General features: G+C 62.8%; 10 protein-coding genes. 9 read left to right on the top strand and 1 reads right to left on the bottom strand.

Annotation, left to right across the window (positions count from 1 at the left end):
• The first annotated feature begins 29 nt into the window (after positions 1-29).
• The 3 genes from A3M3_RS0102720 to A3M3_RS0102710 are packed head-to-tail and all read left to right on the top strand — an operon-like array spanning position 30 to position 2,175.
• Positions 30-1,175, top strand: coding sequence for a GTP-binding protein (locus A3M3_RS0102720; RefSeq protein WP_028265046.1), 1,146 nt, complete (start codon positions 30-32; stop codon positions 1,173-1,175).
• Positions 1,172-1,294 (top strand): type B 50S ribosomal protein L36, encoded by a 123-nt coding sequence (gene ykgO, locus A3M3_RS0102715; protein WP_028265045.1) that lies wholly within the window; start codon positions 1,172-1,174, stop codon positions 1,292-1,294. The genes A3M3_RS0102720 and ykgO overlap by 4 nt, the downstream gene beginning before the upstream one ends.
• Positions 1,295-1,344: 50 nt before the next feature.
• Positions 1,345-2,175 (top strand): shikimate 5-dehydrogenase, encoded by an 831-nt coding sequence (locus A3M3_RS0102710; RefSeq protein ID WP_028265044.1) that lies wholly within the window; start codon positions 1,345-1,347, stop codon positions 2,173-2,175.
• A gap of 7 nt (positions 2,176-2,182) precedes the next feature.
• On the opposite strand, the gene A3M3_RS0102705 is transcribed toward A3M3_RS0102710, so the two are convergent.
• Positions 2,183-3,421 (bottom strand): class I SAM-dependent methyltransferase, encoded by a 1,239-nt coding sequence (locus A3M3_RS0102705; protein ID WP_028265043.1) that lies wholly within the window; start codon positions 3,419-3,421, stop codon positions 2,183-2,185.
• A 77-nt stretch (positions 3,422-3,498) separates the two neighbouring features.
• Here A3M3_RS0102705 and A3M3_RS0102700 point away from each other — a divergent pair, with 77 nt between their 5' ends.
• From A3M3_RS0102700 to A3M3_RS0102675, 6 genes are all read left to right on the top strand, one after another.
• Positions 3,499-3,909: a hypothetical protein gene (locus A3M3_RS0102700; protein WP_231497168.1), complete on the top strand. Its 411-nt coding sequence runs from the start codon at positions 3,499-3,501 to the stop codon at positions 3,907-3,909.
• 258 nt (positions 3,910-4,167) lie between these two features.
• On the top strand, positions 4,168-4,464 hold the full coding sequence (gene groES / locus A3M3_RS0102695) for a co-chaperone GroES (RefSeq protein ID WP_028265041.1): 297 nt from the start codon (positions 4,168-4,170) through the stop codon (positions 4,462-4,464).
• An 84-nt stretch (positions 4,465-4,548) separates the two neighbouring features.
• Positions 4,549-6,159: a chaperonin GroEL gene (groL, locus tag A3M3_RS0102690; protein WP_028265040.1), complete on the top strand. Its 1,611-nt coding sequence runs from the start codon at positions 4,549-4,551 to the stop codon at positions 6,157-6,159.
• Between the two features lie 258 nt (positions 6,160-6,417).
• Entirely contained in the window at positions 6,418-8,463 is a 2,046-nt protein-coding gene (locus tag A3M3_RS0102685; protein WP_051422902.1) for an acyltransferase family protein, read from the top strand.
• A gap of 197 nt (positions 8,464-8,660) precedes the next feature.
• Positions 8,661-10,172, top strand: a complete 1,512-nt coding sequence (guaB, locus tag A3M3_RS0102680) for an IMP dehydrogenase (RefSeq protein ID WP_028265038.1) — start codon at positions 8,661-8,663, stop codon at positions 10,170-10,172.
• Between the two features lie 113 nt (positions 10,173-10,285).
• Positions 10,286-11,422: a GuaB3 family IMP dehydrogenase-related protein gene (locus A3M3_RS0102675; protein WP_028265037.1), complete on the top strand. Its 1,137-nt coding sequence runs from the start codon at positions 10,286-10,288 to the stop codon at positions 11,420-11,422.
• Positions 11,423-11,443: the final 21 nt, after the last annotated feature.

Raw genomic sequence — 11,443 nt, 5'->3', positions numbered from 1 at the left:
TGAGAGTGATTTGCATCTAGACTGTCGGCATGCATTTTTCCGTTGTTAGTTCCCTCGACAGTCAGTGCCGCGAAGCAGCCGCGGCGAAACTTGGCAGGACGCACCGTGATTCGGCGGTGGTCCTGCACGATCTCCTGCATGGCGGAATCGTTCTGCGGCGGGTCTTCCGCAATGGCGAGATCGTGGAGCAGGTACAAACCCTCTTGGAGCACGGCTGCCTTAGCTGCACCATCCGCCTGGACGTGGTCCCGACGGCGGAGCGCCTGGCTGCGTCCGGCCATGACCATGCCGTGCTGGGCCTACCGCCGGGTGTTTCCGTGGACATGGCGGTGACCGAACTCAAGCGCAGCCTTGAAGGGGACGCGATCATTGACAACGCAGTGGTTGCGATCGATCCTTCAGGATTGGAAGACCATATCTGGGACAAACACACGCTGTACGAATCCGGCTTCACGGCCATGCCGGAGGACGACCGCACCAGTGGGGAGTTTCTCATCGGCGAATTGGGTCTGGTGGACACCGTCATGGTGCACGCGGGCCTCGGCGCGGAGCTCACCCAATCGCGTCCCGAGTTGAGCAAAGCCTGGGCCCAAGGGTTGGACCTTCTCGGGCAACTTGCGCCACATGCTGCGGTTCCCGCCCGCGACGACGACTTCCGGCCCGGCTGCTACGACGGCGCGGAAGCCCTTGCCCGGGTCCGCCGCGGTTCCGTGAGGGTCCCCCTCGAGGAGGAGACGGGCAGCTTCCGGACGGTGCTGCACAAAGTCGAGCGCCCCCTTCACCCCCGGCGCTTCCAGGAGGCACTTCCCAAGCTCGCGGAGGGCTGCCACTGGATGCGGGGCCGCCTGTGGATTGCGTCGGCAGCCAAAGTGCGGATCGCAGTGCAGGGAATCGGGCCGCGCGTCTGGCTCGAAAGCACGGGGGAGTGGCTCGCGGACTCCGGTGCCCGCCACGGCGACGCCGAGACCGCCCTCGACTGGCACCCCAGCTTCGGCGATCGCGGCACGGTGTTGGCCGTAACGGGGCGGGGAGACGACGTCGACGCTTCCGAAATCCGGGCGCTGCTGGACGGATGTGCCTTGAGCGAAGCGGAGATGCAGCTCGACTTCGCTGGACTTGACGACCCGTTTGGACTCGAATCGACAATCACAAACCCCAAAAGGAGAACCCCATGAAAGTCAGGAATTCGTTGCATGCCCTCAAGAAGATCCCGGGTGCGCAGGTGGTCCGCCGCCGCGGCCGCACCTTTGTCATCAACAAGCTGAATCCTCGCTTCAAGGCGCGCCAAGGATAGCTCCCCGTCTAGGCTGGGCAGAGAACCCGCTACGCGAAGGAAGTCCCGTTATGCCGATCCTCAATAAAGACATGACGCTCTGTATTTCCCTCTCTGCCCGGCCCAGCAACAACGGAACGCGTTTCCACAACTTCCTTTACGAAGCGCTCGGCCTGAACTGGATCTACAAGGCCTTCGCTCCCACTGACTTGGCGAACGCGATCGCCGGCGTGCGCGGCCTTGGCATCCGCGGCTGCGCCGTCTCCATGCCGTACAAGGAAGAAGTCATCTCCCTCGTGGACCGCATGGACGCTTCGGCGGCCGCCATCGACTCGGTCAATACGATCGTCAACGATGCCGGCGTACTGTCGGCCTACAACACCGACTACACGGCCATCGCCCAACTGATCGAGCGCAACGCGATCGATCCGGCGTCGTCCGTGCTGCTCCGTGGCTCGGGAGGCATGGCCAAGGCCACCGCGGCTGCCTTCCGCGACTCCGGATTCTCGCGCGTCACCGTCGTTGCCCGGAACGAAAAGCTCGGGCAATCCCTCGCGGGGCTCTATGGCTTCGCTTGGCAACCCGATTCTGAAGCCGTGCTACGAGATTCGACGGCGGACGTGATCGTCAACGTCACCCCGATCGGCATGGCCGGCGGACCCGGGTCCGGCTCGCTGTCCTTCCCCGAGGAAGCGGTAGCGGCCGCGCATGTGGTGTTCGACGTCGTCGCCCTTCCGGCAGAGACGCCGCTCATCAAGGCCGGACGTGCTGCAGGCAAGACCGTGATCAGCGGCGCCGAAGTAGCCACCATCCAGGCCCTCGAACAATTCGTCCTCTACACGGGAATAACTCCGACGCCGGAACAAGTGGCGGCTGCCGAGGAGTTCACGCGAGCCCAGTAGGGCCACCTCAGGCAGCAGCCACCGGCTCCACTACAACAGCCACCCGTTCTTCGCCGATCCTGGTCAACACCAGAGTTGCTGTCTTGTCGCCGTGGGCTTTCGCCGAGCCTTTTCCTACCGGAAGCAACTGTTTCCGCAGTTCCTCGGGAGTGACGGAGATGCCTCGCTTCTTGATGTCCAGGACGCCGATTCCGTTGGCCTTCACCCATGCCTTGAGCCCTTTGACGTTGAGCGGCATGACCTCCAGGACTTTGTAGGCGCGGGCGAACGGGGTCTCCACCAGCCCCGGGGCGCAGATGTAGGCAATGTGCTTGTCCACCAAATGGCCGCCGAGCCGGAGGGCGACATCAGCGACCAGTCCCGCGCGAATAACGGCGCCGTCGGGCTCGTAGAGGTATCCCTCCACCGGCCCGACGTCGGGCACCGGGCCGGCGTCGAAACCCTCGCCGCTGGTGATCTCGGCTGCGCCCCGGGGGCCGAGGAGCAGCGCGGCGCGGCGGATACCCGGGCGGGCCACGTCGTTGAACCACAGCGTCACCTCGGTGACGTCCCCGCCGACTGAAACCCACTGTGCCTCGCAGCCGGCAGGCACCGATTCGTGCGGCATCCCGGGGCCCATCTTGACACCGACCGACTTGCCGGAAGCAGCCAGTGATTCCACGAAGGACAACGGCGGCGAGAATGCCTCCGGGTCCCAGATCCGTTTGGTGCCCGACGTCGACGTCGTACGGCGCGCCGGATCGAGCCAGACGCCGTCGAAGCCGTCGAGTGGCACGGACGTGGCGTCGGAGTGCACCACGGAGGCGTGGGGAAATGGCATGAGGTTGATCGTGGCGCAGGCCGCGGTGGTCTCGTCCAGCTCCACGGCAGTGACCTTGATATCCATGGAGGCCAGCGCCATGGCATCGGCCCCCAGCCCGCAGCCAAGGTCGGCCACATGCTGCGTGCCTGCCTTGGCGAAGCGCTCGGCGTGCCGTGCTGCCACATTGAGCCGGGTGGCTTGTTCCAGTCCGGCCTGGGTGAAGAGCATCTGCCGGGCGAATTCACCGAACTTGGATTCGGCCCGGGTTCGGAGCCTGGATTGGGTGAGGACGGCAGCCACCAGAGCGGGGGAGTGGCCGTCTTTGCGCAAGCGTGCATTGAGGGCGAACGCTTCGCTTTCCCGGTACGGTCCCAAGGAAGCCAGCAATTCCCAACCCTCCGTCGTCAGCAGCGGCGCAATGTGGTCCTGGGGTGTGTCAGCCATGGGAACTAGCCTACTGGCCGCCCGTCACACAGCTCGGAGCGGGATTCAGCATCACTTGGGCCGATAGTGTTGATGGCATGCAAGACAACCCAGTACGCCAGCCTGACGACGCCAATGGTTCACCCTCTATCCCCAATAGACGTCCCTTCGCCGGGAGTCTGTCCAAGTATGCCCGTCCGGCGCTCATCGTGGGTGCTTCGATTGCCGTTGTCTGTATCGCGCTCTTGATCATTATTTTCTTCCTCGACTCCTTCAATGCGGCCACCTACTCCATGACCGGAAAGAGCGTCCAGGACGCCACGGACGAAGCCCGCGAGATCCGGGACACCTACGCCGGCGCCCGCATAGGAGCGATCGTGGGTCTGGTGGTGTTCGGCGTCATCGCGCTCGCCAGCGGCGCAGTGCTCTACCGGAACCGCGGAACAGCGCCGGAGGAAGAGTACGACGACGGCGAGGACGTGGACTTCGACGACCTCGCCGGACAATGAGCGCATTTCGCCGGACACTGGGCGCATGCGGGAGCCTGTTGGGCCGGAAACAGGCCTTTCTCCCGTTCACCCGTGACGGAATTCTGGCACTCGCCTTGACCGAGTGCTAATGCTTACATAGAGTCTTGATTAGCACTCTCCCTAGGCGGGTGCTAATCATGCCGCCAGGCACTTACCGGCACCGCGACGACGGTAGGCACGCCACGGCACCCCTGGTTTGATAGTCCATGTACTACCTCACGTAAAGGAGAGATCCGAGTGTCGGTCTCCATTAAGCCTCTCGAGGATCGCATTGTTGTCCGCCCGCTCGAAGCAGAGCAGACCACGGCTTCCGGCCTGGTTATCCCGGACACTGCACAGGAAAAGCCGCAGGAAGGCGAAGTTGTTGCAGTTGGCCCAGGCCGCTTCGATGACAACGGCAACCGCGTACCCGTCGACGTAACCGTTGGTGACGTCGTCATCTACTCCAAGTACGGCGGAACCGAAGTCAAGACCGGTGGCAACGAATACCTCGTTCTGTCCGCCCGCGACGTTCTGGCGATCGTCGTTAAGTAATTCCCTGGATCCCGCACCGCAGATCGAGTCGGACTTTCCGACTGAATCGGCGGTGCGGGTTTTCCGTCTTGAAAGGACACAACCATGGCAAAGCAGCTTGCGTTTAACGACGCTGCACGTCGCTCGCTCGAAGCAGGCATTGACAAGCTCGCCAACACGGTCAAGGTCACCCTTGGCCCGCGTGGCCGCAACGTCGTCCTGGACAAGAAGTGGGGAGCGCCCACCATCACCAACGATGGCGTGACCATCGCCCGTGAAGTTGAGCTTGACGACCCGTACGAGAACCTTGGTGCACAGTTGGCCAAGGAAGTCGCCACCAAGACCAACGACGTCGCGGGCGACGGCACCACCACGGCCACTGTGCTGGCACAGGCACTCGTCAAGGAAGGCCTGCGCAACGTTGCCGCAGGCGCCGCCCCTGGTGAGATCAAGCGCGGCATCGAGGTCTCGGTCCAGGCCGTGGCTGCCCGCCTCCTGGAGAACGCCAGCGAAGTAGAAGGCACCCAGGTTGCCAGCGTGGCCGCGATCTCCGCCCAAAGCGACGAGATCGGCGAACTGCTGGCCGAGGCTTTCGACAAGGTCGGCAAAGATGGTGTCATCACCATCGAAGAGTCCTCCACCACCCAGACCGAATTGGTCCTCACCGAGGGCATGCAGTTCGACAAGGGCTACCTGTCTCCGTACTTCGTCACCGACGCCGAACGCCAGGAAGCTGTCCTGGAAGACGCGCTCATCCTGATCAACCAGGGCAAGATCTCTTCGCTGCAGGAATTCCTGCCGCTCCTTGAAAAGGCCCTCCAGGCAGCCAAGCCGCTCTTCATCATCGCTGAGGACATCGACGGCGAGGCACTGTCCACGCTGATCGTGAACCGCATCCGTGGCACCCTGAATGTCGTCGCCGTCAAGGCTCCGGGCTTCGGTGACCGCCGCAAGGCCATGCTGCAGGACATCGCCACGCTGACCGGTGCTCAGGTTGTCTCCCAGGAGCTCGGCCTGTCCCTGGACCAGGTCGGCCTCGAGGTGCTCGGTACCGCCCGCCGCATCACCGTCACCAAGGACAACACCACCATCGTTGACGGTGCCGGTACGGCCGAGGACGTCGCGGCACGCGTTGCCCAGCTCCGCGCCGAGCTGAGCCGCACGGACTCCGACTGGGACCGCGAGAAGCTCCAGGAGCGGCTCGCCAAGCTGGCCGGTGGCATCGGCGTCATCAAGGTCGGTGCAGCAACCGAGGTTGAACTCAAGGAAAAGAAGCACCGCATCGAGGACGCAGTCTCCTCCACGCGTGCTGCCCTTGAAGAAGGCATCGTTTCCGGCGGTGGCTCTGCCCTCATTCACGCCCTCAAGGCACTGGACGAGGACTCTGCCGTCAAGGCCTTGGAAGGTGACGCGGCTGCTGCCGTCGGCATCGTCCGCCGCGCCCTGACCCAGCCGCTTCGCTGGATCGCCCAGAACGCCGGCTTCGACGGCTACGTCGTGGTCGCCAAGGTTGCCGAGCTCGAAGCCAACCATGGCTTCAACGCCAAGTCCGGTGTCTACGAGGACCTGATCGCCGCTGGCGTGATCGACCCCGTCAAGGTCACCCGCTCGGCCCTTCAAAACGCCGCGTCCATCGCAGCCCTGGTTCTCACTACCGAAACCCTGGTTGTCGAGAAGCCGGCCGAGGAAGACGAGCACGCTGGCCACAGCCACTAGTCCTGGCTGCTAAAAGCGAGGCCCGGTCCCCTTCGTGGGGGCCGGGCCTTCTGCGTGTGCTGTGGTGCAGGACCACCGCCTAACACTGCCAAAACGGCACGGAGGATCGACCCAGACAACGTTCCGGAAGCTCTCAGCCGCCTGTGTCTTAATGGATTGTAAGAAGTTGGTTGAACGCAGTCTCAATTGACGAAGAACATTTTGAATCAGTAGGGTTGACGGTTTGAGCAGCACCCTGGAGGCAAGACTTTGACAACCATGCGCCCAATCGCGCCAAGGCGAACTCACGGCGAGCCGCAGAATCCGGCACCTAAATCGACATTCCGTCCTGAAATCCAAGGGCTTCGATCCGTTGCTGTCCTCATGGTTGTCACCTACCACATTTGGTTTGGCCGGGTGTCCGGTGGAGTGGATGTCTTCCTCCTTGTCTCCGCGTTCCTGATGACCTTGCAGTTCACACGGCGGCACGCGAATGGCCAGGCGACTGCGCTTATCAAGCACTACCTCCACCATTTCCGGCGACTCGTTCCAGCCGCCGTGATCGTGATCGTCGGAACTTTGGCCGCAACCTACCTCTTCCTTCCCGGCACACGCTGGGTGGACACGATCCAGCAGGGCTGGGCCTCGCTCTTTTACGGAGAGAATTTCCTGTTGCAGTCCCTGGCCGTCAATTACTACGCCTCGGACCACAGTGCGGCCAGCCCGTTGCAGCATTTCTGGTCGCTGTCCATCCAGGGGCAGGTCTTCATTATCTGGCCGCTTATTTTTGTCGGTGCCGGCCTCTTGGCGAGGCGGTTCAAGCTCTCATATGTACCCCTTCTTCGCTACATTTTCGGCGCAATCTTCCTCGCTTCGCTCATTTACTCGGTGGAGTTCACCGGAGTCAACCAGTCACAGGCGTACTTCTCCACCCTGGCAAGGCTGTGGGAGTTCGCGCTCGGCACGCTCCTGGCTCTGTACTTGCCGTCGTTGAAACTCCCGAAGGCGCTGCAGGTCGTCCTTAGCTGGGTCGGCATCATCGCCATGCTCAGTTGCGGCCTAATCCTCAACGTCGAGACGGCGTTCCCCGGATGGGTGGCGTTATGGCCCACGCTGGCCGCAGCTTGCATTCTCGCGGCGGGCAACACGGGAAGCCGTTTCGGTGCGGACCGCATCCTTAGTTCCAAACCGCTCGTCCGCATGGGAAGCAACTCCTACGCGCTGTATCTATGGCACTGGCCGATCCTGGTCATTTACTTGGCCTGGTCGAACAAGACCCACGCCGGCTGGTTGTCCGGAAGCGTGATCATTATCGCCGCTTTCGTCCTGGCAGTCCTGACCACGAGGTTTGTCGAGAAGCCATGGCGGGAATGGCGCTGGCCGGAGGTGAACCGGCGACGAAGCGCGATTGCGCTTGTGGCCGCCGCGACGGTGGCGATCGTTCCGCTTGCGGGATGGCGCTTCCAAATCGACCAGAGCAACCAGGCCCTCCTTGCCAACATGGATGCCCGCAACCCTGGTGCGGCTGCCGTTGGCGGGGCCTTCGTCTACACTCCGGATCCGGGCATTCCCCTCGTTCCGGCCATGACCGCCATCGACGCTGACTGGCCCGTATTCCCGAAGGCGTGTACCGGCGGGAGCGACCCGAACGACTTCGTGAACCGATGCACCAACGGGATTAAGAATGGAACCAAGTCAGTTGTGGTCATCGGCAATTCCCATGCCCACGTGTTGAACACGCCGTTGCTCACTATGGCCCAGAAGAACAACTGGAGCCTCACCTCAATCACCAAGGGCTATTGCCCGCTGACCGAGAACACCTCGGACGATGTCACGCAGTCGTGTGTTGACTTCAACACGGCCACGCTGGCGGAGGTCCTCAAGATGAAGCCCGACGTCGTCGTGACCACCAGTACCCGCACGAACGTGGATCCCAACGTGACTGAGCGGGTCGATCCCGGCTTTGTGTCGGAGGTCAAGACTCTCAACGATGCCGGCATCGAAGTTGTTGCCCTCAGGGATACGCCACGTCCGGCCCAGCCGGTCCCGGCGTGCCTCGAGAAAAACCGGACGGCGTACGTGGCCTGCGGTTCGCAGCGGGACCAGATCTATGCCCAGGATTCGCCGACGGCAGCAGTGGCTGCGCAGCTGCCGGACACCAAGTTCCTTGATCTCACGAAGTACTTCTGTCCAGACGCGAATTGCCCTGCTGTGATCGGCAACGTGATCGTCTACAAGGACGACAACCATGTGTCGGCCACCTACATGAAGACTTTGGAGCCATACTTCGAGAAGGCGTTTATGGCGGCCACCGGGTGGAGCTAGCGGCGAGACCGCGCGACGCCGGTGGCCCTGGGGGGTGCCGTTACTCACATTGTCCTCGCGGAATATGGGGATCGGCGGCGAGGTTCTACTATTTATTCAGAACCTTTGTGCACAGGCCAGTCCCGTAATGACGGGCTGGTCATCAGTTGCAACCCCTACCAGAGCAACCCCCAAGAACCAAGGTAAGAGGCGCACTCATGACCCAGCCCGAACACGATCCTTTTGGCTTCATCGGCCTGACCTACGACGACGTCCTGCTGCTGCCGGGTCACACCAACGTCATTCCGTCCGAAGCCGATACCTCTTCCAGGATTTCCAAGCGAATTTCGGTTCAAACCCCGCTACTGTCCGCCGCCATGGACACCGTCACGGAGTCCCGCATGGCGATTGCCATGGCCCGCCAGGGTGGCCTGGGCGTCATTCACCGCAACTTGTCGATTGAGGACCAGGCCGATCACGTCGATCGCGTCAAGCGCTCCGAGTCGGGAATGATCACCAACCCCCTGACCATCCACCCGGAAGCCACCCTCCAGGAACTCGACGAACTGTGTTCGCGTTACCGGGTTTCCGGTCTCCCCGTCGTCGACCCTGATGGCCGCCTGCTGGGCATCGTCACCAATCGGGATACCCGCTTTATTCCGGAGTCTGACTTCCCGTTGAGGCTCGTCAGCGACGTCATGACGAAGATGCCGCTCATCACGGGCCACGTTGGCATCAGCCGCGAAGAAGCTTCGCATAAATTGGCCACTAACAAGATCGAGAAGCTCCCGCTCGTTGACGAGCAAGGACGCCTCCAGGGCCTCATCACTACCAAGGACTTCACCAAGGCCGAGCAGTACCCGCTCGCGACGAAGGACGAAGAGGGCCGGCTCCGCGTCGGCGCTGCCATCGGGTTCTTCGGCGATGGCTGGGAGCGGGCCATGACGTTGATCGACGCGGGCGTCGACGCGTTGTTCGTCGATACCGCAAATGGTCACTCGCAAGGTGTCTTGGACTTGATTACGCGCCTGAAGTCCGATCCCGTTGCCGCGCATGTTGACATCATCGGTGGCCAGGCAGCTACCCGTGAAGGCGCCCAGGCCCTGATCGACGCCGGTGCCGATGGCATTAAGGTGGGCGTTGGACCCGGCTCCATTTGCACCACGCGCGTTGTTGCCGGTGTGGGCGTCCCACAGATCACGGCCGTTTACGAGTCCTCCAAGGCCGCCATCCCCGCAGGTGTGCCGCTGATCGCCGACGGCGGCCTGCAGTACTCGGGCGATATCGGCAAGGCCCTCGTGGCCGGTGCCGACACCGTCATGCTCGGCTCTTTGCTGGCCGGCTGCGATGAATCGCCGGGAGAGCTGATCTTTGTCAACGGCAAGCAGTTCAAGAGTTACCGCGGCATGGGTTCCCTGGGTGCCATGCAGTCCCGTGGCAAGAACACGTCCTACTCGAAGGACCGGTACTTCCAGGCGGACGTCTCCGGCGATGACAAACTCATCCCCGAGGGCATAGAAGGCCGGGTCGCATACCGTGGCCCGCTCTCCTCGGTTGCATACCAGCTGGTCGGAGGCCTGCGCCAGACAATGTTCTACACGGGTGCTCCCACCATCCCCGAGCTCAAAGCGCGTGGGAAGTTCGTGCGGATCACCGCGGCCGGGCTGAAGGAGTCCCACCCGCATGACATTCAAATGACAGTCGAGGCTCCGAACTACGGTTCGCGCTAGGCCCAACCAGTACCCGGACCGGTTTTCGAGCGAGCCCGCCCCTTCATCATGAAGGGGCGGGCTCCTTCTTTTCCCTGCCCGTACATGGCGCCGCACTGGGATAACCTAGAGCAGTGACTTATGAGATTGAGATTGGCCGTGGCAAGCGTGGGCGTCGTGCCTACTCCCTGGATGACATTGCGATCGTCCCCAACCGCCGGACGCGTGACCCCAAGGACGTCTCCGTCTCATGGCAGATTGATGCCTACCAGTTTGAGATGCCTGTCATCGCGGCACCCATGGACTCTGCGATGTCGCCGGAAACGGCCATCGCCCTTGGCAAGCTCGGAGGTCTGGGCGTTCTGGACCTGGAGGGCTTGTGGACGCGCTACGAGGACCCTCAGTCCGTACTGGATGAGATCTCTGCCCTTGAGGATGAAACGGCCAGCCCCGCGGTGACGCGTCGCATGCAGGACCTTTATAAGGCTCCCATCCAGCCCGAACTGATCACCAGCAGACTCGCGGAAATCCGCGCTTCCGGCGTGACCGTGGCGGGTTCGTTGACGCCGCAGCGCACCCAGGAGCACTACAAGACCGTAGTTGCTGCCGGCGTCGACATTTTTGTTATTCGGGGCACCACGGTCTCGGCTGAACACGTTTCCAAGAACCACGAGCCATTGAACCTCAAGCAGTTCATTTACGAGCTCGACGTCCCGGTGATCGTTGGCGGAGCCGCCGGCTACACCCCGGCCCTGCACCTGATGCGTACCGGCGCGGCCGGCGTCCTCGTGGGCTTCGGCGGCGGGGCAACGACCACCACGCGCCGTGCACTCGGCATCCATTCGCCCATGGCTTCGGCCATCTCCGACGTCGCCGCCGCCCGCCGCGACTACATGGATGAGTCCGGAGGACGTTATGTGCACGTCATCGCCGACGGCGGAATGGGCTCGTCGGGGGACATCGTCAAAGCCATCGCGATGGGCGCCGACGCCGTCATGCTCGGCAGCGCCCTGGCCCGTGCCGAAGAAGCACCGGGCAAGGGCTGGCACTGGGGCCAGGAAGCCCATCACCTCGAGCTTCCCCGCGGCGACAGGGTCAACGTCGGCACCGTCGGTCCGCTCGAGGAAGTGCTCTTCGGACCGGGCCATCACACCAACGGCACCTCCAACCTGATTGGCGCGTTGCGCCGTTCCATGGCAACCACGGGTTATTCGGACCTGAAGGAATTCCAGCGGGTCGACGTCGTCGTCTCGCCTTACGAAGGCCAGTAGCTCCTGCCGGGGCCGCTGCAG

The sequence above is a fragment of the Arthrobacter sp. MA-N2 genome, from assembly GCF_000517125.1.
In the GTDB taxonomy this organism is placed as follows: domain Bacteria; phylum Actinomycetota; class Actinomycetes; order Actinomycetales; family Micrococcaceae; genus Arthrobacter; species Arthrobacter methylotrophus.
Note: the sequence above shows the minus strand (reverse complement) of the source record. Positions and strands in the feature narration are given on the sequence as shown.